The sequence below is a fragment of the Stenotrophomonas sp. NPDC077421 genome (assembly GCF_049545505.1).
In the GTDB taxonomy this organism is placed as follows: Bacteria; Pseudomonadota; Gammaproteobacteria; order Xanthomonadales; family Xanthomonadaceae; genus Stenotrophomonas; species Stenotrophomonas nematodicola.
Genome location: NZ_JBMWDP010000001.1, coordinates 278,406 through 302,734 on the forward strand (window position 1 = coordinate 278,406; position 24,329 = coordinate 302,734).

Annotated in this window: 25 protein-coding genes; 12 read left to right on the forward strand and 13 right to left on the reverse strand. The window is 70.5% G+C overall.

What is annotated here, in order from left to right; genetic code table 11:
• Positions 1-141: 141 nt before the first annotated feature.
• The 5 genes from accC to ACPEH1_RS01265 all read right to left on the reverse strand — a co-directional run bounded on the left by accC (position 142) and on the right by ACPEH1_RS01265 (position 3,701).
• Positions 142-1,509 carry an acetyl-CoA carboxylase biotin carboxylase subunit gene (accC, locus tag ACPEH1_RS01245; protein ID WP_312707472.1) on the reverse strand — a complete coding sequence of 456 codons (1,368 nt, stop codon included), beginning with the start codon at positions 1,507-1,509 and terminating at the stop codon, positions 142-144.
• 10 nt (positions 1,510-1,519) lie between these two features.
• A complete protein-coding gene (gene accB / locus ACPEH1_RS01250) occupies positions 1,520-2,014 on the reverse strand; it encodes an acetyl-CoA carboxylase biotin carboxyl carrier protein (protein ID WP_423715092.1) in 495 nt (164 codons plus the stop codon).
• Positions 2,015-2,067: 53 nt separating this feature from the next.
• Complete coding sequence (locus ACPEH1_RS01255) at positions 2,068-2,490, reverse strand: lysozyme inhibitor LprI family protein (protein ID WP_017356885.1); 423 nt, start codon at positions 2,488-2,490, stop codon at positions 2,068-2,070.
• Entirely contained in the window at positions 2,490-2,939 is a 450-nt protein-coding gene (aroQ, locus tag ACPEH1_RS01260; protein WP_423715093.1) for a type II 3-dehydroquinate dehydratase, read from the reverse strand. Before aroQ ends, ACPEH1_RS01255 begins: the two co-directional genes overlap by 1 nt.
• Positions 2,940-3,125: 186 nt before the next feature.
• Entirely contained in the window at positions 3,126-3,701 is a 576-nt protein-coding gene (locus tag ACPEH1_RS01265) for a metal-dependent hydrolase (protein ID WP_017356883.1), read from the reverse strand.
• A gap of 175 nt (positions 3,702-3,876) precedes the next feature.
• On the opposite strand from ACPEH1_RS01265, the gene ACPEH1_RS01270 reads away from it, so the two are divergent.
• The 4 genes from ACPEH1_RS01270 to ACPEH1_RS01285 all read left to right on the forward strand — a co-directional run bounded on the left by ACPEH1_RS01270 (position 3,877) and on the right by ACPEH1_RS01285 (position 6,767).
• Entirely contained in the window at positions 3,877-4,476 is a 600-nt protein-coding gene (locus tag ACPEH1_RS01270) for an NAD(P)H-dependent oxidoreductase (protein WP_153164858.1), read from the forward strand.
• 12 nt (positions 4,477-4,488) lie between these two features.
• Positions 4,489-5,082, forward strand: a complete 594-nt coding sequence (locus ACPEH1_RS01275) for a TetR/AcrR family transcriptional regulator (RefSeq protein WP_423666783.1) — start codon at positions 4,489-4,491, stop codon at positions 5,080-5,082.
• A gap of 244 nt (positions 5,083-5,326) precedes the next feature.
• A complete protein-coding gene (locus ACPEH1_RS01280; RefSeq protein ID WP_423715096.1) occupies positions 5,327-6,214 on the forward strand; it encodes a hypothetical protein in 888 nt (295 codons plus the stop codon).
• 172 nt (positions 6,215-6,386) lie between these two features.
• Complete coding sequence (locus ACPEH1_RS01285; protein ID WP_423715097.1) at positions 6,387-6,767, forward strand: hypothetical protein; 381 nt, start codon at positions 6,387-6,389, stop codon at positions 6,765-6,767.
• A 24-nt stretch (positions 6,768-6,791) separates the two neighbouring features.
• Here ACPEH1_RS01285 and ACPEH1_RS01290 read toward each other — a convergent pair whose 3' ends face one another.
• Positions 6,792-7,493 carry a response regulator transcription factor gene (locus ACPEH1_RS01290; RefSeq protein ID WP_287249606.1) on the reverse strand — a complete coding sequence of 234 codons (702 nt, stop codon included), beginning with the start codon at positions 7,491-7,493 and terminating at the stop codon, positions 6,792-6,794.
• Positions 7,481-9,187, reverse strand: a complete 1,707-nt coding sequence (locus ACPEH1_RS01295; protein WP_423715099.1) for a histidine kinase — start codon at positions 9,185-9,187, stop codon at positions 7,481-7,483. The genes ACPEH1_RS01290 and ACPEH1_RS01295 overlap by 13 nt, the downstream gene beginning before the upstream one ends.
• Before the next feature lie 130 nt (positions 9,188-9,317).
• On the opposite strand from ACPEH1_RS01295, the gene ACPEH1_RS01300 reads away from it, so the two are divergent.
• The 3 genes from ACPEH1_RS01300 to ACPEH1_RS01310 all read left to right on the forward strand — a co-directional run bounded on the left by ACPEH1_RS01300 (position 9,318) and on the right by ACPEH1_RS01310 (position 12,167).
• Positions 9,318-10,847 (forward strand): alpha/beta hydrolase, encoded by a 1,530-nt coding sequence (locus ACPEH1_RS01300; RefSeq protein WP_423715101.1) that lies wholly within the window; start codon positions 9,318-9,320, stop codon positions 10,845-10,847.
• A 172-nt stretch (positions 10,848-11,019) separates the two neighbouring features.
• Complete coding sequence (locus ACPEH1_RS01305; RefSeq protein ID WP_287249598.1) at positions 11,020-11,478, forward strand: methyltransferase family protein; 459 nt, start codon at positions 11,020-11,022, stop codon at positions 11,476-11,478.
• The gene (locus ACPEH1_RS01310) at positions 11,475-12,167 is read left to right on the forward strand and encodes a hypothetical protein (protein WP_166473501.1); all 693 of its coding nucleotides are present in this window, start codon (positions 11,475-11,477) and stop codon (positions 12,165-12,167) included. The genes ACPEH1_RS01305 and ACPEH1_RS01310 overlap by 4 nt, the downstream gene beginning before the upstream one ends.
• Before the next feature lie 9 nt (positions 12,168-12,176).
• Here the strand turns inward: ACPEH1_RS01310 and ACPEH1_RS01315 are convergent, their stop codons facing one another.
• Positions 12,177-13,700, reverse strand: a complete 1,524-nt coding sequence (locus ACPEH1_RS01315) for a carotenoid oxygenase family protein (RefSeq protein WP_423715102.1) — start codon at positions 13,698-13,700, stop codon at positions 12,177-12,179.
• Between the two features lie 45 nt (positions 13,701-13,745).
• Positions 13,746-14,168 carry a DUF2141 domain-containing protein gene (locus ACPEH1_RS01320; RefSeq protein ID WP_017357176.1) on the reverse strand — a complete coding sequence of 141 codons (423 nt, stop codon included), beginning with the start codon at positions 14,166-14,168 and terminating at the stop codon, positions 13,746-13,748.
• Between the two features lie 144 nt (positions 14,169-14,312).
• Here ACPEH1_RS01320 and ACPEH1_RS01325 point away from each other — a divergent pair, with 144 nt between their 5' ends.
• A complete protein-coding gene (locus ACPEH1_RS01325; RefSeq protein WP_136004531.1) occupies positions 14,313-15,416 on the forward strand; it encodes a sensor histidine kinase in 1,104 nt (367 codons plus the stop codon).
• Positions 15,413-16,054, forward strand: a complete 642-nt coding sequence (locus ACPEH1_RS01330; protein ID WP_313241577.1) for a response regulator transcription factor — start codon at positions 15,413-15,415, stop codon at positions 16,052-16,054. Before ACPEH1_RS01325 ends, ACPEH1_RS01330 begins: the two co-directional genes overlap by 4 nt.
• Positions 16,055-16,104: 50 nt before the next feature.
• Here ACPEH1_RS01330 and ACPEH1_RS01335 read toward each other — a convergent pair whose 3' ends face one another.
• Both ACPEH1_RS01335 and ACPEH1_RS01340 read right to left on the reverse strand, forming a co-directional pair.
• A complete protein-coding gene (locus ACPEH1_RS01335; RefSeq protein WP_153164848.1) occupies positions 16,105-17,178 on the reverse strand; it encodes an alpha/beta hydrolase family protein in 1,074 nt (357 codons plus the stop codon).
• Positions 17,169-18,011, reverse strand: coding sequence for an AraC family transcriptional regulator (locus tag ACPEH1_RS01340; RefSeq protein WP_153164847.1), 843 nt, complete (start codon positions 18,009-18,011; stop codon positions 17,169-17,171). Before ACPEH1_RS01340 ends, ACPEH1_RS01335 begins: the two co-directional genes overlap by 10 nt.
• Before the next feature lie 144 nt (positions 18,012-18,155).
• Here ACPEH1_RS01340 and ACPEH1_RS01345 point away from each other — a divergent pair, with 144 nt between their 5' ends.
• Entirely contained in the window at positions 18,156-18,857 is a 702-nt protein-coding gene (locus tag ACPEH1_RS01345) for a hypothetical protein (RefSeq protein WP_313241576.1), read from the forward strand.
• Between the two features lie 10 nt (positions 18,858-18,867).
• Here the strand turns inward: ACPEH1_RS01345 and ACPEH1_RS01350 are convergent, their stop codons facing one another.
• Complete coding sequence (locus ACPEH1_RS01350; protein ID WP_166473496.1) at positions 18,868-19,842, reverse strand: helix-turn-helix domain-containing protein; 975 nt, start codon at positions 19,840-19,842, stop codon at positions 18,868-18,870.
• A 119-nt stretch (positions 19,843-19,961) separates the two neighbouring features.
• Between ACPEH1_RS01350 and ACPEH1_RS01355 the strand changes: the two genes are divergently transcribed.
• Positions 19,962-20,648, forward strand: a complete 687-nt coding sequence (locus ACPEH1_RS01355; RefSeq protein ID WP_136004522.1) for a cysteine hydrolase family protein — start codon at positions 19,962-19,964, stop codon at positions 20,646-20,648.
• Between the two features lie 19 nt (positions 20,649-20,667).
• On the opposite strand, the gene ACPEH1_RS01360 is transcribed toward ACPEH1_RS01355, so the two are convergent.
• A complete protein-coding gene (locus ACPEH1_RS01360) occupies positions 20,668-21,489 on the reverse strand; it encodes an arylamine N-acetyltransferase family protein (protein ID WP_136004520.1) in 822 nt (273 codons plus the stop codon).
• 250 nt (positions 21,490-21,739) lie between these two features.
• On the opposite strand from ACPEH1_RS01360, the gene ACPEH1_RS01365 reads away from it, so the two are divergent.
• Positions 21,740-24,307 carry a methyl-accepting chemotaxis protein gene (locus ACPEH1_RS01365; protein WP_423715104.1) on the forward strand — a complete coding sequence of 856 codons (2,568 nt, stop codon included), beginning with the start codon at positions 21,740-21,742 and terminating at the stop codon, positions 24,305-24,307.
• Positions 24,308-24,329: the final 22 nt, after the last annotated feature.

Below are 24,329 nucleotides of genomic sequence, written 5' to 3' on the forward strand. Positions count from 1 at the left end.
GCCGAGGCAGAGGCCAGGGCAGGCCGCCGACGATGCCTGCAGGCAACGGCGCACGCCGCGCTGTGGCGGCGGCCCGGAGACCAGGCAAACAAAAAGGCGGGGAGATCCCCGCCCTTCTGTGGTGTTGCATGACGCCGTCGATCAGGTCAACGCGATCGACTTGTTCTTGCGTTCGGCCAGGCGCTTTTCCAGATAGTGGATGTTCTGGCCACCGGCCTGGAAGCCCTTGTCGCGCATGATGCGCTGCTGCAGCGCGACGTTGGTCTTGATGCCGTCCACGACCAGTTCGCTCAGCGCCACGCGCATGCGCGCGATCGCGGTCTCGCGATCCGGGCCGTGCACGATCAGCTTGCCGATCATCGAGTCGTAGTTCGGCGGCACGCGGTAGCCACTGTAGATGTGGGTATCCACGCGCACGCCGGGGCCACCCGGCGGATGGAAGGCGGTGATCTGGCCCGGGCTCGGCACGAAGGTTTCGGCGTCTTCGGCGTTGATGCGGCACTCGATCGCGTGGCCGGTCAGCACCACGTCGCTCTGCTTGATGCTCAGCTTCTGGCCGGCGGCGATGCGCAGCTGCTCGCAGACCAGGTCGATGCCGGTCACCATCTCCGTCACCGGATGTTCCACCTGCACGCGGGTGTTCATTTCGATGAAGTAGAAACGGCCGTCTTCGTACAGGAACTCGAAGGTGCCCGCGCCGCGGTAGCCGATACGGATGCAGGCTTCCACGCAGACCTTGCCGATCTGCTCGCGCAGTTCAGTGGTGATGCCCGGTGCCGGTGCTTCTTCCACCACCTTCTGGTGGCGGCGCTGCATCGAGCAGTCGCGCTCGCCGAGGTGGATGGCGTTGCCCTGGCCATCGGCCAGCACCTGGATCTCCACGTGGCGCGGATTCTCCAGGAACTTCTCCATGTACACCTGGTCGTTGCTGAAAGCGGCCTTGGCTTCGGACTTGGTGGTCTCGATGGCGGCCTTCAACGAGGCCTCGGCATGCACCACGCGCATGCCGCGACCGCCACCGCCACCGGCTGCCTTGATGATGACCGGGTAGCCGATCTCACGGGCAATCTTGGTGTTGGCCACGATGTCGTCGCCCAGCGGGCCGCCCGAACCGGGCACGCACGGCACGCCGGCGGCCTTCATCGCGCGGATCGCTTCGACCTTGTCGCCCATCAGGCGGATGGTGTCGGCCTTGGGGCCGATGAAAATGAAGCCGGACTCTTCCACGCGCTCGGCAAAGTCGGCGTTCTCCGACAGGAAGCCGTAGCCCGGGTGGATGGCCTGGGCATCGGTGACTTCCGCCGCGGCGATCAGGGCCGGAATGTTGAGGTAGCTCTCCGAGGACGGCGCCGGACCGATGCAGACCGACTCGTCGGCCATCGCCACGTGCTTGAGATTGCGGTCGACCGTGGAATGCACGGCCACCGTGCGGATGCCCAGGGTGTGGCACGCGCGCAGGATGCGCAGCGCGATTTCCCCTCGGTTGGCAATAACGACTTTGTCGAGCATGGACGGATCCTTAGCCGATCACGAACAGCGGCTGGTCGAATTCGACCGGCTGGCCGTTTTCGCCCAGGATGGCGACGATGGTGCCGGAGACATCGGCCTCGATCGGGTTGAACATCTTCATCGCTTCGATGATGGCCAGCGTTTCGCCGGCCTTGACCTGCTGGCCGACGGTGACGAAGGCCGGCTTGTCCGGGGACGAGGAGGCGTAGAAGGTGCCGACCATCGGCGCGCGCAGCACGTGGCCGTCCGGCAGGGCGTTGCCCGGCTTGGCGGTGCCGCCGGTGGAGGCTTCGGTGGGCGACTGCATCGGCATGGCCGGCGCGGTCTGCTGGGCCGGGGCCTGGGCAGGCGCCATCATCATCTGCGGCTGGGCCTGGACCATGCCGTAGCCGGAGACCGGGGCGCGCGACAGACGCACGGACTCTTCGCCTTCCTTGATTTCGATTTCGGCGAGGTTCGACTCTTCCAGCAGGTCGATCAGCTTTTTGATTTTGCGGAGATCCATAGGGGCCTCTTGGTTCTTGATGTCAGGGGAGTGGGAAGCGCGGCGCGCTCGGGTCAAAGCAGTTCGTAGAAGTCGCGCAGCTGCCGGGTGCGGTCGCGCGCGTGAGTGGTCAGGCAGCGCAACTGCGCACCGTTGCGGGCGCTGCCGTCGGAATTGAGCGCGTACACCGCCTGGCAGTCGTGGTCGCGCAGCTGCACCCACGCCCGCTGTGCCACCACCAGCTGCTGCTCGGCGGTGCCACAGTAGCTGCAGGTGCCGCCGTTTTCGGGGGTGCGCAGCTGGCGGCGCGCCTGCGCGTATACCGAGTTGAGCGTGACGTCGGCGGCGGCCGCCACGTCCGAGGCGCACAGGTCGTGCTCCATCGTGGTGACCGGGTGCGCGCAGTCGATGCCTTCGTCCTCGCGGTCGGCGGCGGCGGCACCGGCGCACAGGCCGGCTGACAGCGCCACACAGGCAAGAGCGCGCAGCGGCAGCATCAGGCGCCGGCGTCCTGCAGCCGCACCAGCGCCGCATCCATCGCATAGCGATAGCTGTCCGCGCCGAACCCGCAGATCACCCCGACCGCCTTGTCGCTGAAATAGCTGTGCTGGCGGAACGGCTCGCGGGCATGCGGGTTGGACAGGTGGATCTCGATGAACGGCACGTCCACCGCCGCCAGCGCATCGCGCAGGGCGACCGAGGTATGCGTGAACGCGGCCGGGTTGATCAGGATGAAGGCGGTGCCATCGGTACGGGCGGCCTGCATCCGGTCCACCAGCACGTGCTCGGCATTGGACTGCAGGGCATCCAGCGCGTGCCCGGCGGCCTGCGCCTGGGCCAGCAGGGCCTGGTCGATCTGCGCCAGCGTGGTGTGCCCATACACCCCCGGCTCGCGGGTACCGAGCAGGTTGAGGTTGGGGCCATGCAGGACCAGCAGTTTCGCCATGAGTGCCGAACGACGGGAAAGGGCGGCAGTCTGGCGGAACCGGCTGATCGTGTCCAGTTCGGCGAAGTTGCGCGTGTTTCAATCGAGCGTTTGAATTACGCGGAGAGGATTGGCCGGCGGGAGATCGGACACCTGAACCTTTTGAAACGCGTGACAGGCCGCAGGCGGTAAACGGCAACGGCCGGCTCAACGGGCCAGCGCCAGCGAGCCGATCAGGAACGCCGCCCAGACCGGGGCGATGCCGACTGCCCAGGCCAGCACCCGGCGTGGCGTGGCATGCCGGCTTGCCGCCACCGCCAGTGCGAATGGCGGCAGCAGCACGCCCAGTTCAATGATCAGGTTGCGCCACAGGTAGTAGTTGCCCGCGGACAGTGCGCCGGCGCTGGGGAGCACGCCAACCGGTACGGCGACCTGCGCGCCAATGGGCCAGAGCAGGGGCACCGGGTGCGCCCCGACCAGCAGGTCCATGAGCGGATGGGACAGACTGGCGGCCAGCAGCCAGGCGATGGGCAGGCGGGCGGATGGCGGCCGGCGCGTGAGCCGGTGCACCAGCAGGCTGGCCACCAGCGCGAAGAGCAGGCTGTGCGTGATCCGTGGCGAGGCGGCGTAGCCGAGGAGCCACACCGCCAGGTAGTCCAGATCGGGGCAGACGGCCAGAAAAGCGAACGGGACCACTGCCCAGCGCGACGGCGCGCACGCCCAGCGGTTGCAGCACAGATAGGCGGTGATGCCGGCGGCCGCGTGGCCCGCGATGGAAGACACAGAAACCCCTCCGAGGTGCAGGCGCCCAGACTGCACCCGGCGCATGAGGCCACGATGGGGAGCATGTGTGGCGGGGATGAAGCCGCGCGACGGAAACAGCGTTCCGCTGACAGCACTGGTCCCGTGCAGGTCCGATGTTACGTTTGGTAGGTAACGTCATCCAAGGATTACTCCCATGCACAGCCTTATCGTCGTCGCCCACCCCAACCCTCATTCACTCACCCATGCCGTGGCCAGCCGCATCGGCGATGCCGTTCTTGCAGCCGGCACCGGCCATACCGTGGAAATCGCCGATCTTGCCGCGGAGGGTTTCGACCCCCGCTTCAATCCGGCCGACAACGCGCTCTTCCATCAGACGGCGGCCGCGCCGGCCGATGTGGCCGCCGAACATGCGCGCCTTGATCGCGCCGACGTGCTGGTGCTGGTCTATCCGCTGTACTGGTGGTCGTTCCCGGCGCTGCTGAAGGGCTGGGTCGACCGTGTGTTCACCCAGGGCTGGGCTTACGCCGACACCCCCGATGGCAAGGTGACCAAGAAGCTGCAGCGTCTGCAGGTGCATCTGGTGGGGCTGGGCGGTGCCGGTGCGGAGATGATCGAGCGACGCGGTTACGGGGCGGCGATGAAGACGCAGATCGACATGGGCATCTTCGACTACTGCGGCGCGCAGGTGCTGTCGTCCACGCTGCTGCTCGAGTCCGACAGCGGCGCCGCCGAGGCGCACCTGCGTACTGCGGCCGACATCGGACGTACCATTGGGGTGTCCGCCGCCGCCTGAACCCCCACCGCGATGCCTGCACGCCCTGAGCCCCGCCGCCGCCTGCCGCGTGAACAACGCGCCCGCCAGCTGCTCGACGTGGCGTGGGCACTGGTTGGCGCCGAAGGCACCGATGCGCTCTCGCTGGGGCGGTTGGCCGAGGCGGCGGGCGTCACCAAGCCGGTGGCGTACGACCACTTCGTGACGCGCAATGGTCTGCTGGCCGCGCTCTACCAGGACTACGACGTGCGCCAGACCGCCGTTTTCGACGAGCGCATCGGCGCGGCGAAGGTGCAGTTGAAGGACCGCGCGCATGCCATTGCGGGTGGCTACATCGATTGCGTGCTGTCACAGGGCAGCGAAATCCAGGGCATTCTCGCCGCGCTGGCCGGCTCGCCGGAACTGCTGCAGGTGAAGCGGCGCTACCAGCAGGACTTCATTGCCAAGTGCGCGGGGTGGCTCGGCGGCTTCGCGCCCGAGGGGAGCGTGCCGGAAGCCGGTTTCTGGGCCATCCTGGGCGCCGCCGAGTCGCTGTCCGACGCGGTTGTGGCCGGGCGGGTGGCGCAGCCGGCCGCCGAAGCAGAGCTGGAGCATCTGATCGTCGCCACGGTGCGACGCGGGCGCTAGCGCCGCGTTGTGCCGGTGTGGCACCCCCGCGCGCGCTGAACTACCCTGAGCCGCAGCACCATCCATCACGTTTTCAGGGAGATGCGCGCGGATCATGGCAAGGATGTCGAGCGTAGGCCGGTCAGGAAAGCGCGCGCGTCATCGGTATGCGGGCATGGTATGCGCTGCCGCCGTCCTTGCCGGGCTGGGCGTGCCTGCGTTCCCGGCCCGCGCACAGGTTCCACCCAGCGGGATCGAGGTGGCCGTGCAACGTATCGCGGCGATCGCGGATGCACCGGCAGCGGCGCGCGCCGCCCGGCGGCTGTGGGGCGTGCCGCTGGATGCGCCAGTGATCGTGCATGACCGGACCTCGGCCACGAGCTGGCGTCGCGACCCGGCGACAGGCGCGCTCGTGCCCATCGCGCTGCGCCGGGATCAACCCCCGGCCAATACCTGCATCGAGATCGAGGGCACACCGACCGTGCTGCTGCTTCTGCCGCTGCCGGCGGACGGCGACGGCCTGGCGACGCTCTACTGGCACGAGCAGTGGCATTGCGTGCAGGCCGCGCTGGGGCTGCCGTCGTCCGAAGGTGATACGGCGCATCTGGACAGTGAGGCTGGCCGCACCTGGCTGCGTCTGGAACTGCGCGCGCTGGCACAGGCGCTCGCTACGACCGACGACGCGGATGCGCGGCGACATGCGGCCGCTGCCGTGGCATTCCGGGACCAGCGTTCGGGCGCGGCGGCGCCCGGCGGCGATGCGCGGGCTGAAGAGGCGCGCGTGGAACGCAACGAGGGCCTGGCCGAGTACACCGGTCGCGTGCTGGCTGCGGCGGCAGGCAAGGGCGATGCCGCTCCTGACGTGGTGGCGGCATTGCGCAAGGCCGATACAACCGCGAGCTTCGTCCGCTCCGCCGCGTATGCAACGGGGCCGGCGTACGGGCTGCTGCTGGACCGCTGGTCGCCACAGTGGCGCGGCGGGCTGTCGGCCGATGCGGTCCGTCTGCCGCTGCGTGCACCGTCGGTGTCGTTCGATCCGCGCACGCTGTTCCCGCTGGACGACATCGGCACGGTCTACCTGCCGATCACCGTGCGCGATGCGTGGGGTGAACTGACTGCGCCTGCCGGCGCACTGCTGTTGAAAGAGTGGTAGCTGGCCAGGGTGCAGGGCGGCGTGGTGGAAGGCTGTGGCACCGCATGGAAGGGGCCGGGCTGGACGCTCACCCTCAACGAAGGCTGGCGACTGGAGCGGCAGGCGGTGGGGTGGCAGCTGACGCCCGGGGCCGCACTGCCCTGCAGTACGCAAGGACGCGACGGAGAATGACATGCGACTGATGATTGCGATCTGCATCGTGCTGTTGCCCACGCTGCTGGCAGCGCAGTTTCCTGGGATCTCCGTGCAGGCCAGAACCGGAGGGCCGCTGCAGATGGCCGATCTGTGGGCGGGGCTGCTGGGGTTCGCGTTGTGCCTGTGCGGCGGTGCAGTCGCACGCCGATACGCGTTCGTGGGCGTGGCGGTGGCGCTCCACGCCGTCTACTGGGGGGGAGCGTTCGGTTTCCTGCATCGCGTGTCGCCCGAAGTGACCCTGGGCGAGCTGGTGCGCTGGAATGCTGCCCCGGTGGCCTGTTCGATCTTCAGCGCGCTGGCCGGCGCCTGGCTGGGGGTGCGCATCGGCCTGGGCCGGACAACGCCCGCGCGGCGTTGACCGGGCGGGCACGAGCGATGGCGCTCACGCCAGCGCGAGTTCTCCGCGCAGGGTGGCCACGTGCGCGCGCCCTACCGGGAGTTCCGCACCATCGTTGAGCACCAGCCAGTAGCGGCTGCCCGAGCCGGCATGCAGCGTGCGCACGTGACGCAGATTGACCAGATAGGAGCGGTGGCAGCGCACGAAATCCGGCGGCAGCACGGCGGTCAGGCTGGCCAGGGATTTGTCGTGCAGTTCGCTGCGGCCGTTGGCCAGGCGCAGTTCGCTGTAATCGCCATCGGCACGGATCCACTGCACCTCGGCCAGCTCGACCAGTGCGGTGCCCTGTGCGCGCCAGATGCCGAGATAGCGGGCGCCGCCGGCGCGGTAGCGGCCAACGTCCAGCAGGCGTTCCAGCGCCTGGCCCAGGCGCTCGCGTGAAAACGGCTTGGGCACGAAATCCAGTACACCGTGCTCGAACGCCTGCAGCGCGCGGTCGCGGTGGGCCGACACCACCACGCAGTGGTATCGCCCGGCGACCGCGCGGCGCAGCAGGTCGAAGCCGTCCTCGCCGCCGAGGTTGAGGTCCAGGAGCAGGCCGTCGTAGACGCTGCGCGCGAGGCGATCGCCGGCCGCGTCCAGATCGGCCACCGCGTCGAACCGCGCCCGTGCGCCGGCCAGCTCGGTGCACAGGCGCAGCAGGCGCTGGCGCACCAGCAGTTCGTCCTCGACGATCAGGATGCGCATGTCAGCTCCATCCGGCCGTACCACTCGTCACCCTCGGCACCCTGCACGAAGCGCCATCCGCCCGGGCAGGCAGCCGCGAGGCTGGCTTCGATGTAGCGCGTGCCGGTGCCGTGGCCGCGATGCGGGGCCGAACCGCGCGCGCTGCGCAGATCCAGCGTCCAGCGCTGGCCATCGCGCTGCACGCGCAGGCGGAACGGATGCTGCGCGCATGCAACCGCACCGGCATGGGTCAGCGCGTTCTCGACCTGCGCATGCAGCACGCCGGGCGGGAGCCACGGCGTGCCCGGACCGGCATCCACCTCGAAGCGGATGTGGCGGTCCATCGCCTGCCCCACGATGTCCAGGTGGTTGCGGCACAGCGCCAGTTCCTCCTCCAGCGGCACGGTCTGTCGGGTGCTGCTCTCGCGCAGGCGATCGAACTGTTCGGCCAGCGACTCGACCAGCCGGCTGGCGCGCATCGGCGCCTGCTCGATCAACTCCTGCAGGCAGGTCAGGGTGTTCATCAGCCAGTGCGGCTGGATGCCCCGCTGCAGCAGCTGCAGCGACAGACGCGCGCGCTCTTCGCGCAGCTGTGCGTTGTGCTGGTCCAGCGTCCGCAGCTGGGCGGCATGGCGCAGCAGCAGGAAGCCCATCAGCACCGCCAGGAACAGGAAGTAGGGCCCGTCGAGGAAGGCGCCGCCCAGCAGCGGAATGGCCAGCGCGCCGGCCAGCACCAGGGTCAGGATCGGCCCGCGTTCGTCGGGCTCGCCACGGGCGCGCAGCAGCAGGGCGGTCGCGCTGAGCAGGCTCAGCAGCAACAGCGCCGCTCCACGGCCATCGAAGCCGGGCACGAATGCGATCACGGCCACCAGTGTGGCCAGGTAAGCGAGGCGTACGCCGACCGGTACCGCCACAGCGAAGCGCCGTGCGAGGTAGGCGGGCAGCAGGACCGCGCCGGCCAGGTGCAGCGCCTGCAGCGCCAGCAGGCGCGGCGCGTGCCACGGGTAGGGGTAACCGAACAGGGGGCGCCAGGCTTCGATCACCGGCAAGGCCAGTCCCACCAAGCCAAGCGCGAGCAGCAGGCGGGCGCCGGGAACGCGCGGCCGTCCGCGCTGCGCCGCCAGAAAATACAGGCACGACGCAGCGAGCGCGCCGGTGGCCAGTGCTGCGATCAGCCACGGGGCAACAGGATGGCCGTACAGCGACGCGACCGGTCCCACGGCAATGAAGGCATCGGCGCTGTGCAGCCGCCACCCGGGACGCTGGCTGGAGGCGAGCACCACCAGCGTGTCGCCTCCGGTGCCCGAGGCGGGCGGCAGCACGCGCAGAACGTCGACGCGGCCGGGCCGCTCTTCTGCGGCGGTGCGCCCGACCACGCCATTGGCGACCAGGGGCCTTCCGTTCCAGTACGGCTGGCTGGCGGCGCGCAGGGACAGGCGCAGCGCCCGGTCGGGGGCGTCCGCCGCAGTGGCCGGCACGTCCCAGCGCAGCCAGTACGGACCGCGCCAGCCGGCCAGTACGCGTTGATCGAGCGGGCGCCAGTCCAGACCATCCGGCGGTGATGCCGGCATGTGTCCCGACGCGGCCACCGTCGCCGGTGCCATCGCGGCGGGCGGCAGGAACACGGTCTGCGGCGGCGGGCCCGCGGCCGACAACCATGCGGCGACGGCAGCGAGCAGGACGACGAAGGCGGTCAGGGTGCGGGCGATGTGCATGCGTCCATCGTATCGGGTGCGTGGAGACACTGGGCCCCCGCTTGGAGACGTTGGACCGACGGTGCCGCCCGGACCGGCACCCGGGACGCGATGCTGGCGTCGAACCCATCCACCCATCCCGGAGTCCGCCATGCGTACTGTTCCGATGTTCCTGTCCTGCCTGCGTCGCCGTGCCCCGTTCGCGGCCACCGCGGCACCGGCCGCCCGCCTGGCGGCGCTGTGCCTGGCCCTCGCTGCCGCACTGCCCGCAATGGCCGGAGATGCGCCGACGTCGCTGGTGTTCGAGCCCTACGAACTGGTCACCCAGGGGCATGGCACCATCGCCGCCGAAGCCACCTACCTGGAGGTGCCGCGTCATCACGATCAGCCGCAGGGACCGCGCATGCGGCTGCGCGTGGTGCGGCTGCGCGCGACCGGCGGCGACGGCAGCGCCGCACCGGTGGTGTACCTGGCCGGCGGTCCCGGCGGCTCGGGGATCGGCACCGCGCGTGGGCCGCGCTGGCCGGTGTTCGACCAGATGCGGCGTGAAGCCGACGTACTGCTGCTCGACCAGCGCGGCGCGGGGGCGTCAGAGCCGCCGCCGGAGTGCCCGTACCAGGACCGCTTCGACGATGCCAGGCCGTTGCAGCGCGAGGCCATGCTGGCCACGCTGCATGCCACCACGGCCCGTTGTGTTGCGTACTGGCGCGAGGCCGGCGTGGATCTGGCCGCGTACACCACCGTGGAGAGCGCGGGCGACCTGGACGCGCTTCGCCAGGCACTCGGCGTACCCCGGATCAGCCTGTGGGGGATGAGCTATGGCACCCATCTGGCGTTGGCCACGATGCGCCTGCACGGCGACGGACTGGAGCGCGTGGTGCTGATGGGCGTCGAAGGGCCGGACGATACGTTGAAGCTGCCGCTGGCGGCCGACGCACTGCTCGGTGAGCTGGCAACGGTGGCCAGGCCGGCCGGCGTCGAGGATCTGCAGGGATCGGCGGTGCGCGTGCTGGCGGCGCTGCGCGAACAGCCGCGCCAGGGGACCAGCCGCATGCAGGGCGGACGCACCGTCATGATCGGCGCGTTCGATGGCCAGCTGGCCATCGCTCTGTCGCTGGGCCAGCGCATGACCCAGCAATGGTTGCCGATGGTGCTGCGCGAGGCCGAGCAGGGCAACTACGATCCGCTGGCCGACCTGGTGCTGCTGCTGCGCAGCCAGTACGGCGCGTCCAACGCGATGTCGCTGGCGATGGACGTGGCGTCCGGGCAGAGTCCGCAGCGCCGCGCACTGGCCGAGGCACAGGCGCGCCAGAGTCTGTTCGGCGATGCCATGAACGTTCCGTTCCCGTCGCTGGGCGATGGGCTGGGCCTGGTCGATCTGGGCGAGGGCTTCCGCGCACCGGTGCGCAGTGACGTGCCGGTCCTGCTGATCAGCGGCACGCTGGACGGGCGCACCCCGCCGGTCAATGCCGAGGCCCTGCGCCCCGGGCTGTCCAACCACCGCTCGCTGCTGGTGCGCAACGCCGCGCACGACAATGAGATGTGGGTGGGCAACCCGGCCATCGCCCGCAGCATCGTCGACTTCCTGGCGGGCCGCCCCGTGGGCGATGCGGTGGTGGACGCCACGCCGCTGACGTTCGCCCGGAGCGCGGCCGACATGGTCGATCCGCGCCGCCGGTAAGCCGGGCGCAACACCGTGAGGCTTGCCACGGCACCGGACCCGATGGGTTCGGTGCCGTGGTGCCGTTCGGCCGTGACGGCGGCCGGACAGTGGCGCCGGCACCGTGCGATGCGCATGATGGGCGCCAACCGAATGGACAGGGACAGCCGATGTGCGGACGATAGGGTGCGGTATGCACTGGCTTGAGACCCGTATCCCGCCGCCCATCGTGATGCTGCTGCTCGGGCTGGCCGCGTTGGGTGTGGCGCGCTGCGCGCCGGCATTCGCCGTCGATGTTCCGCTGCAGACCGCGCTTGCCATCGTGGTCGCCATGCTCGGCCTTGTCCTGAACCTGCTGCCCAAGCGCGCGTTCCGGCGCGCTGGCACCACGGTCAACCCGCTGCGTCCTGCCGCATCCACGCAGCTGGTGACCTTGGGCATCTACCGCTACACACGCAACCCGATGTATCTGGGGCATGCATTGATCCTGGCCGGGTGGACGCTCCATCTCGGCAATGCGCTCGCCATGATCGCCCTGCCGGCCTTTGTGCTGTTCGTGACCCGTTTCCAGATCCAGCCGGAGGAGCGTGCGCTGGCGCAGCGCTTCCCGGACTATGCGTCCTACTGCCGGCGGGTGCGGCGGTGGCTATGATCCCGCGTCCGAAGCCCTCGGCCGATAGCGCGCGGTTGGCAGGCGTGGCGCCAGCACGGGTACTCGTGGCTGTCTGCGCGCTGGCACTGGCGTGTGCGGTGGCAATGGCATGGCCGCTGCTTGCCGGGCGCATCCCCAATCACGATGCGGGGCAGTCGGTGCGGGGGGTTGACGATGCGATGCAGGCCGACCTGGTCCGCACTTATCTGGCGCACGTCCTGCGTCGCACGCCGCAGGCGATTGCCGGCCGCCCGGTCGATGAGGTGATCTACTTCGACACTCTGTCAGCCGCATTCTGCGCCATCGACGCTGGCGGGCCGTGCGATGCGCAGGAGTATCTGGCCGTGGAGCGGGAGGGCGCACTGGTGGATGCTGCCGACCCTCGCCTGCCACTGGCGCTGCAGCAGGCACTCGATCGCCAGACGCGACAGCGCACGTACAACCGCGATCCGCATGTCCCGGGCGTCACCCGCCTGGACGCGACGGCCGGCAGTGCATTCGCCGACGCGTGCGCGCTGCCCTCTGCGCGCATGGGGCACCTGATCCGCATCAGCCGCGGCGTCGTCCAGGCGCCAGACGGCCCGGTGCTGGCGATGGTGCTGGATCGCTACTGCGACCGCAGCGGTGGCATGCGCGTGATCCGCTTTGATCGCCAGGGCACACGGTGGGTGGTGGCGTCGGGCGGCTGAGCGACGCGCTCACCCCCGCGCGGCGAACGTGCCGTGGAAGCCCAGCGGCACTGCGTACGGCAGCCACGCCTGCGCCACCGGGCCCTCGTCGATGCGTTGGGCGTCCAGCACGGCGATGCCGCTGCGCTGGTTGGCCGCGTCGAGCAGCGTGCCGACCAGCCAGCCGTCGTCGGCGTTGCGGCTGCCCGGGCGCGGCACGAACACGTGTTCTTCGGCGAGGATGTCGCGGCCATAGCGGTGTATCTCGCGGCGCCCCCGCGCCACGTCGTAGCCGGCCACCGCATTGAAGTACGGCGCAGTCGTCTCGCCCTGCATGGCCGGGGCGTACAGCCGTGCGCCGCGGTTGCCGGCACTGCGGGTGTCGAACAGCGGGAACTCGATGCCCTGGATGCCGGTGTCTTCCCAATGCGCTTTGCCGGTGCGCAGGTCCAGGTGCAGCTCGCGCAGCGACGCGTTGGAGTTGACGGCGTGCGCGGCATCGCCGGCCATTGCTTCACGCATGGGCGAACGCGCTTCGTCGATGTTGTCGTGGCGCACGGTACGCATCACGATGCGGCCGTTGCGCTGGAAGGCATCGCCGAAGTGATAGGCGGCCGTGAACGCTGCCTCGAACCACTGCGCGGTGTCCGGAGCGGCCTTGGGCACTACCGCGATGCGGCACGCGCGGTCCGGGGCGAAGCGGAGGCGCTCGAAGAATGCGCCGCCGTCTTCCTTGTAGTCGAACGGCATCAGCATGAACACCAGATGCGTGTCGGTCATGGCGAAGGCGTGCGGGTAGCCCATGAACGGCGTGTCGACCACACTGGCTGAGCGCAGCTGGCCGTCCGCGCCGATCATCCAGATCAGCAGGCCGGTGCCGCCCAGCAGCGACAGCGAGCCGAAATTCCACACGGTGCCGTCGCGGTCCACCAGCGGGTGTGCCGAGAACGGCACGGTGGCCAGATCGGCGCGCCAGGTGGTCGGGCCGAGTGTGGTGAGATCATCCGGGTCCAGCTCGAACGCCGAGCCGGCCTCGCACAGCGCGAACAGACGGCCGTTGATGCGGATCACCGAGGTGTTGGCGGCGTTGGCATCGTCGTTGTTGCGTACCGGCTGCACGTCCGGCACCACGGTGCCGGCGGCCGGATACAGGAAGCGCCCGGCCTTCTGCTCGCGGGTGAACTTGGGTGTGGCCACCATGCGCGCACGGTGGGTCAGTGTGCCGTCGCCGTTGAACTGCCAGCCGTGAACCATGCCATCGCCGTCGAACCAGTGGTCGTAGCGGAAGCCGTCGCGCTCGGTCCAGGCCGGGCCGTTGCGGTACAGCGTGCCGGCCAGCCCCTGCGGCAGGCGGCCCTGCAACGGCACCGTGGCCGGACCCAGCGTTTCGGTAGTGACACTGCGCCAGCCGGTCAGCCACGGGTGCTGGTCGCGGGCGGCGGCGAACTGCGCGGCATCGCCGGCGAAGGCGGGCAGGCTGCGCAGTGCACTGGCGCCGATCACGGCAGTGGTGGTGGCCGAGAGCAGCGAGCGGAGGAAGCGGCGGCGGTCCATGCGGGGGCCTCAGGTTCAGTAGGCGGGCGAGGGCGGGGTCAAGGATCAGCGCAGCGCGATGGTGATGGATGCACCGTTGGCTGGCACATGCACGCGGGCCTCATCGAAGGTGGGCTTGCGCTGCACCTGGGGATTGTTGCTGAAGCCATAGCCTTCCACCGGAATGCCGACCACGTTGGTGTCGAGCTTGCCGTTGTCGTTCTCGTCGTGGGTGACCAGCACCGCGTAGTCGCCTGCTGGCAGGTTCCTGAACACCACGTGCGCAGCATCGGCGACGGGCACCAGAGTCTGCCCCTGTACCGGGGCGGCCTTGCCGTCCCACCCGGCGGCGCTGTCCACCAGCGCCAGGCGGACGGTGCCGGTGTGGGTACGGATACCCTGCAGGTCGATCTGCAGGTCGCCGGCCGAGGCGGAGGTAGCCAGCAGCAGGGCGGCGAACGGAAGGCAGAACAGGGCGGTGCGGATCATGGCGGCAGCTCCGGTGGGTGTGGAGCCAGTCTGCCGGGCGGACGGCGGCCGCCCCATGCCCAGTGGTCATCGATCCGCAGTGCCGGAAGTCACTTTCTGCGCGCGGCCCATTGCCGTTCGGGGCGCTGGGCGGCAGCATGCGGCATGCCTGCTTTCCTGCGCACCCTCGTCAGCCCGCTGTCTCTGGCCGGCCTGCTCACCCTCCTGGGGGTGGGGCTGTCGCTGGGCCTCCCGTCCGACGCCAACGGCGCGCTGCGCTGGGGTGTGCTGGGTGCGTTCATCGCGCTGTTCCTGGCCTACGACCACCTGCCGGCGCGCTCGCCGCTGCGCCTGGCCAGCGATGTGCTGCAGGCGCTGCTGGCACTCTGGCTGGCCTGGTTGGAGCCGCGCGTGGGGACCGTGCCGGTGCTGCTGGTGGTCCTGGTGGCGCACCTGGCCGAGCATTGGCCGCCGCGCCCGGTGCTCGCCGCCACGCTGCTGCTCAACATCAGCCTGTATGCGGTGCTGCGCCACAGTGGTTTCAGCCACCCGCTGCTGATTGTGACGATCTACGCCGGTTTCCAGGCGTTCGCCGCACTGACCGCGCACTACGCGCGCAGCGCCGGGCAGGCGCGTGATGCGCTGGCCCGGGTCAACGCAGACCTGCTCGCCACGCGTGCGCTGCTGGCCGATGGCGCCCGCGATGCCGAGCGGCTTCGGCTGGCACGCGAGCTGCACGATGTCGCCGGACACAAGCTCACGGCGATGCGGCTGAACCTGCGCGCGCTGGCCACCGAGCCGCTGCTGGCCCATCGCGAACCGCTGCTGCTGGCCGAACGCCTGTCCGGCGAGCTGCTCGGCGACATCCGTCAGGTGGTGCAGTCCATGCGCGATGATCGTGGCCTGGATCTGGCCACGGCGTTGCAGGCGCTGGCGGCACCGTTCCCGCGCCCAGGCCTGCGCCTGCGCATCGCCGAGCAGGTGCGCATCACCAACCCGCTGGTGGCCGACGCCGTGGTGCGGTTGGCCCAGGAAGCGCTCACCAATGCGGCCCGTCACGGCGATGCGTCGACCGTCTGGCTGGACATCAACAAGGAAGACCACTGCGTGCGTATCGACATCCGCGACGACGGCCAGCGCCCCGAGCGCATCCGCGAGGGCAATGGCATCACCGGCATGCGTGAGCGTCTGGCGGACCTGCAGGGGCAGCTGGAGCTGGCCCGGACAGATGCCGGCGGCATGCACCTCACCGCGCGGTTGCCGGCATGAGCGCCGCGATCGCGGTGCGTGTGGCCCTGGCTGACGACCAGGCGCTGGTCCGCGCCGGGCTGCGTGCGCTGCTGCAGGGCCTGGGGGTGCAGGTGGTGCTCGAAGCCGCGGACGGCCAGGCGTTGCTGGACGGACTGCAGACCCAGCCGGTGGACGTGGTGCTCAGCGATATCCGCATGCCCGGCATGGACGGCATCCAGGCGCTGCAGCACCTGCGCGCACGTGGCGACCGTACGCCGTGGCTGCTGCTGACCACCTTCGATGAGAGCGACCTGCTGCTGCGCGCCAGCGAGGCCGGCGCGCAGGGATTCATGCTCAAGGATGCCGCGCCCGACGATCTGTACGAGGCGATCACGCGGGTAGCGCGGGGCGACACCCTGCTGCTGCCGGTCAGCACCGATCCTGTGCGCGCACGCTACCGCTTCCACGATGAGGCGCCGCCCAGCGACACCTTCGGCGATAAGGAAGTGGCGATTCTGCGCCTGCTGGCCGGTGGCTACTCGAACAAGGAAATCGCGCGCAGCCTGTTCCTGGCCGAGGGCACGGTGAAAAATTACGTCTCCACCATTCTGGACAAGCTGGGCACGCGCGACCGCACCCGCGCCGTGCTCAAGGCGATCACGCTGCGGGTGATCTGACCGCGCGCGCGGTGCATCGCAGGGTCAGGTGAGGCGCGGCAAAGCTCCGGTCACAGTGTGTCGCGGAAGAAGCGCGTGGCCGCGTCGATGGTGGTCGCATGGGTCTGCGTCCTGGGCACGGCCACTTCGCACAGCGGCCCGAGGCGCTGCCGGCCCAGCGGGGTGCAGTCGGACAGGAAGTCGTAATGGCCCACGCCGGGCAGTGTCAGCCGCGTCGCGTGCGGGATCGACGCGGCGGCGACATCGGCATTGGTGGGCGGCGCGGCAACGGTATCGCGCTCGCCGGCCACGATGCCCACCGGCTGCACCACCTGCTCCAGCTCGGCCGGTGCAAATGCCTGCACGATGGCGGGGGCCATCAGGAACACCGCGCGCACGCCGGGGATGGCGTGATCGTCGCCGGCCTGGCGCACGTATGGCTGCAGGGCCGGGGTGGCGGCGGCGTCCAGGCGCGCCTGCAGAGTGAGCGTGGGGAACTCGGCCTGCGGCTGGCAGACGCCGTCCTGCGGCTGGGCACGGCAGAAGTCGAGCAGGCGTTGCAGATCCATGCGCGCGCCGGCGGCGAGCAGCGCGGTGAACCCGCCCGCGGAGTAGCCGGCCACGCCCAGGCGCGCCATGTCCAGGTGTGCCGACAGCGCCGGATCGGCGTGCACGGCGGCCAGCGCGGCCTTGAGGTCGCCCGCGCGCTCCCAGGTCAGCGTGCTGCCGGCCACGGTCATGGCGTCCACGCCATTGTTGCCGGGATGGTCCACGGCGATCACCAGGAAGCCGGCACGTGCCATCGCGGTGCCGAACCAGCCCATCATCCGCGCGCTGCCACCGTTGCCGTGCGACAGCAGCAGCACCGGCCACGTCCCCGCCGCCGGCACGGCATCGTCGGCGGCGCGGCCCACCTCGAACAGCGGTGCCTGCGGAGGGCCGATCTGAAGGGCGCGTTCGTGGCTGCCGGCCTGTGCCGGGTACCACACGGTGTAGCGCACGTGCTCGCGCTGCTCGGCGTCGCGCACGCCGGCGCCGGGGCGCAAGGCCTGGCCGTGGCGCTCGCCGACTGCCGTGACGGGACCCTCGGCAAGCGCGGGCGTCGACCACAGGGCCAGTGACAGGAGCAGGGGCATCATGCGCATGGGGGGCGTTCCTTCAGCGTGTCCAGGGGCAGCCAGATTTCCACGCCGCCGTGGCCGGTGTGGTCGTTGAAGCGGGCATCGTAGCGTTCCAGGTCAGGCGCGTCGGCCAGCTGCAGGCCGGAGGCCGGCAGGTGCACGTCCAGCAGCCAGCGCCACGTGGCGCGGATGGTCGAGATGTGCCCGGCGTGCCAGGCGACCAGATAGTCGCGCGGGGCGATGTCCAGCGTGTGCCAGCCCTGCGGCGTCGGGTGGCCGGGCTGGCACGGGATGCCCGCCAGATAGTCGAAGTGGCCGTCTGCGTCGCCGTTGTGGCAGATGCCGAAGCTCACCGCCGACGGCACAGGGTGCGCCAGCGCCAGGCGCTGCCACTGCGCCGGAATGCCGGCCACGGTCGCTGTGCTGTAGCGCGCGTTGATGCCTGCGACCCGCAGGGGACCGGCCCGCATCACCCGGGGCGGCACCGCGCAGGGCAGAGCGGTGTCGTCGAGCTTGATGGCGTCCACCAGCGCGATGCCGTCCAGCCCACACGCACGGACCCGCTCCGGGGTCTGCCCGAACTGCTCGGCAAAGGCGCGGGTGAAGCTGCCATGCGAGGCGTAGCCGGCTGCCAGCGCGACGGCGAGGATGTCGCCGGCGCCTTGGGCGAGCTGTCGCGCCGCCTCGCTCAGCCGGCGTCCGCGCAGGTAGCGCACGATGGATGTGCCGGTGCCGGCCTGGAACAGCCGCGACAGGTGGAACGGCGAGAGTCCCACCGCGTGCGCGATGTCGGCCAGCGCCAGCGGGGTGGCGTAATGGCTTTCGATGTACCACAGCGCCCTGGCGGTCGCCCCCATGCCTGCACGGCTCCTTGTGATGGTCCGGTGCGGAGGGTAGCGCACGGGCATCCCCGGCGTTTCGCCGTTCTTGCTGCGCCGACACTTGAGGTTGCGCCCCCCAGCGCACAGCATGCGGGTTCACCCCTCTGATGGATGTTGTCGATGACCCGGATGACGTCGTTGCATCGTGCCGTTCTGTCGCTCGCGCTGGTACCGGTCGCCCCGCTGGCCGCCGCCGAGGCCGGTTCCCCGCCGAAACGGCCGTCGCTGGAGACCCTGCAGCGCATCATCGCCGACCGCGCGCCACAGACGCGGGTGGAGGCGGTCGATCACGAGCGGATCACGGCCAGACGCATCGACATCGTGGGTGAGGACGGCACCATCCGCATGACGCTGTCGGCGAACACCCCGCCGCCGATCATCGATGGCATCCAGTACAAGCGCGCCTTCGATGTGGCAGGGATGATCCTGTACGACGACACGGGCAGCGAGCGCGGGGGATTCGGCGTGGCCGACACGCCCGCCGGCACCGCGGCGGTGCTCGCGCTGGATCATCCGGCGATGGATGCGGCGGGCTGGCGGGTGTCGCCGGACGGCTCGGTGATGTTCGTGATCAACCAGGCGCCACCGTTGATCCGCGAGGCCGGGCTCGGCAATCGCCTGGTCCCCGGTGTGGAAGCGCCCACGCGGGTGAAGCTCAGTGTTGCCGCCGACGGCACGCCGATGGTGGCGCTGGCCGATGCCGGCAATCAGCCGCGGGTGCGGATGACCGTGACCCCGGAAGGCTACGGTGCGATCGAGTTTCTGGATGCGGCGGGCACGGTGGTTCACGTGATGGCACCGGAGCGCGACCTCAAACGCTAGCGCGTGGCAATCAGGAACTGGCGCCCAGGAAGGTGCGCCGGTAGGCGCCAGGCGACACGCCGTAGGCGGCACTGAAGTGGCTGCGCAGGGACGCCGTCGAGCCGAAGCCGGCCTGGCCGGCGATGCGCTCCAGCGCGGTGTCACTGGTTTCCAGCAGGCGTTGTGCGCGGGCCAGGCGCTGGTCGAGCAGCCACTGGTTGAAGGTGGTGCCGGTCAGACTGCGGAAGTGCCGGGTGAAGGTGCGCCGGCTCATGCTGGCGCGCGCGGCCAGGGCATCGATCCCGATCGGCTCGGCGAGGTGGAACAGCGCCCATTCCAGCACCCCGGCCAGACGGTCGTCGCCGAACGTGGCCGGCAGCGGCTGTTCGATGTACTGCGCCTGGCCGCCCTGGCGGTGCGGGGCGACCACCATGCGTCTTGCGACGCGGCTGGCGATCTCTGCGCCGTGGTCCTGGCGCAACAGATGCAGGCAGCAGTCGATGGCCGCCGCGGTACCGGCCGAGGTCAGCAGGGTGCCGTCCTGCACGTAGAGCACATCGCGCTGCAGCTGCACCTGCGGGTGCAGTGCGGCCACATCGTCCATGAACACCCAGTGGGTCGAGGCGCGGCGCCCGTCGAGCAGTCCGGCCTGGGCGAGCACCACCGCGCCCAGGCACAGCCCGACCAGGCGCGCGCCGCGCGCGTGGGCCGCGCGCAGGGCGTCCAGCAGCGCGGGCGGTGCCGGCTCGGCCGGGTCGCGCCAGGCCGGCACCACGATGGTATCGGCGTCGGCCAGCGCCTCCAGCCCCTGCGCAACGTCGATGCTGAAGCCGGCCGGGGTCCGCAGTGGCCCGGGCTCGGCGGCGCACACGCTCAACCGGTAGCGGGGCGCGCCGAGGCGGAGCAGGTCCTCACCGAACACCATGCACGGCACGGCGAGATGAAAAGGGCTGATCTGCTGGTAGGCCACCACGGCGACGTGGTGCGGAGCGGGGTCGGTCAACATGGCCCGATCCTAGCAGTGAATGGCATCCGGGCCACTGTTGGCGCGAACAGGGGGGCGGAACAATGGTGGCCGTCGGCGCACCGCCGCCCGCCCCCCGTCACTGCCCCGGAGTTCCCCACATGAAAGCTCTCATTCTTCCCCTCGTCGCCGGTATGACCCTGGCCGCTGCCAGCGGCGCTGCGACGGCCGCCGATGCACCCACGCTGCGCACCCTCGGGGGCGCCACTGCACCGCAGCAGCTGCACGCCGACAGCACCGCGCTGCTGGTGATCGATTTCCAGAATGAGTATTACACCGGCCGGCTGCCGATCCCCGACGGCGACGCCGCGCTGGCCAACAGCCAGCGGCTGGTACGCATGGCCGACGCCAACGGCATCGCCGTGTTCCACGTACAGCACGTCAACCCGGCTGCTGCACCCGTGTTTGCCGAGGGCAGCGTGGGCGTGCAGCTGGTTCCCGGCATGCAGCCGGCGGCCCACCACGCGCTCGTCAGGAAGACCACGGTGAGTTCGTTCGCCAGCACCGACCTGGACGCGCAGTTGAAGGCCCGTGGCATCCGCACGCTGATCATCGCAGGGCTGATGACGCATGTCTGCGTGGCCACCACTGCCCGCGATGCGGTGCCGCTGGGCTATGAGGTGATCGTGCCGTCCGATGCAGTCGCCACCCGCAGCGTGCAGGCGTACGACGGCAACGGGGTGGTGGGCGCCGACGCGCTGCACCGCGCCGCGCTGACCGGAATCGCCGACGCGTTCGGCAGCGTCCTGTCCACCGCCGCCGTGCTGGCCCTGCCGGTACAACGTTGACGTCGACGGTGCCGCATCGTCAGGCCGCGCCGCGCAGCCACGCGGCGATTGCGTCGCGCAGGCGTGGGTGCGTGGGTGGGGTGATGCCGAAGTCCTCGCGCAGCACCTGCAGCACATCGTCCACGTCGACCAGCGCGCGCCGCTCACTCGGCTGCCCGTGGCGATGCACTGCATAACGGCCGGCGCCGAGGGTGCGCCGCCAGCCGGGGCCGCTCAGTGCCGCGCGCAGCTGGCCGGGGAAGGACGACGCCGGATGCGTGCAGACATACCAGTTGCCGACGATGTGATCCACGGCTTCCTGCACCTGCAGGTCGAAGCGGTACAGCGGTCGCCACTCGCCCCCCACGTCTACCCGCAGTAGATACGCATCCTCGTACCGGTCCATCCGGTAGCGCTCGTGGGGCGTTGCCTGCGGGAAGCGCTGGTCCAGCCGCAGCGGCCCGGTCGGCGTATTGCCACCGAAACCGACATCCACGCTGTAGGCCACCCCGTCAATGACCACCAGCACCAGCATGTGGGTACGCGCGGTGGGTGAATCGTCGCTGGCGTCCATCACCACCCGCGCGGCCAGCGCGCGGGCCTGGAAGCCGAGGTGCTGCAGCAGCGCCAGGAACAGGCCGTTGAGCTCATAGCAGTACCCGCCGCGCCCTTCGTGCAGCAGCTTGTGCGCCACGCTGGGGAGGTCGATGGCGACGGCATCGCGCAGCAGGCAGGTGAGCGTCTCGAACGGGAACGTGGCGTTGTGCCGCTGCTGCAGCCGGGCCAGTGTCGCCAGCGTGGGAGGTGGTGGCGTGGGTTCGCCGAGTCGTTGCAGGTACGCGTGAAGGTCGTGCGGGGTCATGGGCAGCCCACCACCGGGGAAGGTGACGCCACTGTCGCGGCTCAACCGTGGTTGAGGTCAAGCCGGCGGTACGGGCGCGCCTGGAACGCTGCGTCGCGCGGTGGTGGGCGGCGTGCGGCCGTCATCTTGGCGTCGCCTGCGCCGGGTACAACGGGCGCAGCGGCGAGCGCTGGCCGATCGGGATGAAAAAAAGCCTACAGTCTCCCGGCGTGCAGCCGATACCGATGCGTCATTCCGCCTGGAGTACGTGATGTCGGCCATCCCCCGCCGCCTGTTTCCCTCGTTCGCCCGTTCCGGCGGACGCGCATCGCCCCTCTTTCCCATCGGCCACGCCCGCGGGCTGCTGCAGCGGCTCAGTGTCGCACGCAAACTGAAGGCCAGCCTGGTGGTCTGCGGCATCGGCCTGCTGGTGGTGGCCCTGGTCTACGCCGGCACCCGCTACAGCAGCGAACGGGCGGCGGCGACGTTCGCCGCGCACCAGCAGGATGCCGCGCTGGCCGCCGCGCTGGCTGCGCAGGTGGCCGACGCACGGCGGCTGCAGACGCGTTACGCGTTCACGTTCGACGACACCGACCGCCGCGCGCTGCAGCAGGCACAGCACCGTCTGCAGGCAACGCTGGCGCAACTGCAGCGCGACCCGCACGACCCGGGCACGGCCGAGGCGCTGCATGCGTTGGCCGCACGCGCCGGCGAGTTTGCCGAGGGCATTGCCGCACTCAATGCCCGTGCCGATGAAATGGGCCGCGGCGACGCGGGCCTGCGCGCGCAGCTGGAAGCGGCGGCCGCGGCCGTGGCCACCGTGCTGGACACCACCGCGGCGCCGCTGCTGCAGGCGCAGTGGCAGGGCATGCGCCGCGAAGAAGCGCTGCTGCTGCTCAGCGGCGATGCCACCCATACCGACCGCGCCAGCGAAGCGCGCCTGCCGTTCGAGCTGGCGCTGCCGGGCGCGGGCCTGCCCGGCGCCACGCAGGACGCGCTGCGCGCACGCATGGACGCCTATCAGGGCGCGCTGCTGGCCTACACCGCCGCACGGGTCGGGCTGGACGTGGAAGCGCAGTCGCTGGCCGACACCGCTGAGCAGATCGCGCCGGCGCTGCAGCAGCTGGAGCAGGCACAGGGGGCGGCGCTGGATGCCGCCCGCCAGCGTCAGCAGGCGCAGGACCGCGCGATGACGGTGGGGTTTGCGCTGACGCTGGCGCTCGTGGCACTGGTGCTGATCGCCACGCTGCTGCTGGTGCTGCGCGCCGTGCGCCGGCCCATTGCCGATACGCTGCGCTTTGCCGAGGACATCGCCGAGGATCGCCTGGACACGGTGCTGGCCGTGCACAACCCGTACGACGAGATCGGCCAGCTCGCGCAGCGCCTGGTGCACATGCAGCAGCGGTTGCGTGAACGGATCGAGGCCGAACGCGCAGCCGCGCGCGACAATGCGCGTGCGCGGCAGGCGCTGGACAGCGCACAGACCGGCCTGATGGTGCTGGACCCGCATGGCGGGGTGAGCCTGCTCAACCGCGCGCTGCAGGCCGAACTCGGCACCGACGAGCTGGCCTGGCGCGGACGTTCCGCGCAGGAGCTGCACCCGGTGTTCGCCACCGTCGTGCAGACGTTGCACGGCCCCGACAGCGCCTGCCACGAGATCGTGCACGCCGGTACCCGATACCAGCTGGTGGTCAACCCGATCACCGATCACGGCCAACTGCTGGGCGCGGCGGTGGAGTGGCGCAGCCGCGCGCTGGAGACCACGGTGGAAACCGAAGTCGCCGCGCTGGTCGATGCCGCCGCGCAGGGCGACCTGAACGGTCGCATCGACGTGGCCGGCAAAGAGGGCTTCGTCCTGACCCTGGCGGTGAGCATCAACCGCCTGCTGGATACCTTCCAGGGCAATCTCTCCGGTCTGCAGGCGCTGCTGTCGGCGCTGGCCCAGGGCGACCTGCGGGTGCGCATGCGCGGTGACTTCCAGGGCGTATTCGCGCAGATGCGCGACGACGCCAATGCCACCGTGCAGCAGCTCACCGACATCGTCGCGCGGATCCAGCAGGCGTCGGTGGCGATCAACGGCGCCGCCGGCGAGATCGTCAGCGGCAACCATGACCTGGCCGATCGTACCGAGCGCCAGGCCGCGCACCTGGAGGAGACCGCATCGTCGATGGAGGAACTCACCGCCACGGTGCACCAGAACGCCGAGTCCGCCCAGGAGGCCAACCGCCTGGCGATCGAGGCAGCCGACATCGCCGTCCGCGGTGGCGATTCGGTGGGGCAGGTGGTGGCGAGCATGCGCGACATCGCCCAGGCGTCGCATCGCATCGCCGACATCACCAGCGTGATCGACGGCATCGCCTTCCAGACCAGCATCCTGGCGCTGAATGCCGCCGTGGAGGCCGCGCGTGCCGGCGAGCAGGGACGCAGCTTCGCCGTGGTCGCCAGCGAGGTGCGGCTGCTGGCCCAGCGCAGTGCCGATGCCGCGCGCCAGATCAAGGGTCTGATCGAGGCCTCGGTGGACACCGTCGCCGCGGGCACGCGCCAGGTGGATCAGGCCGGCGCGACCATGCAGCAGATCGTCGGCGGCGTGCAGCAGGTGACCGCGATCATGGCCGGCATCTCGGCCGCGTCGCAGCAGCAGAGCGTGGGTATCGCGCTGGTGGGCAGGACGCTGCTGCAGATGGACGGCAGCACCCAGCAGAACGCCACACTGGTGGAAGAAGCCTCGGCGTCGGCGCAGGCGCTGCAGCGCCAGGCCAGGCATCTCACCCAGGCGGTGGCCGCCTTCGAGGTGGAGCCGCCGCAGGCCCCGCGCAGCGCCCGTCTGGCGCACGCCTGACACGGGCCGATCGTTCCCGCAC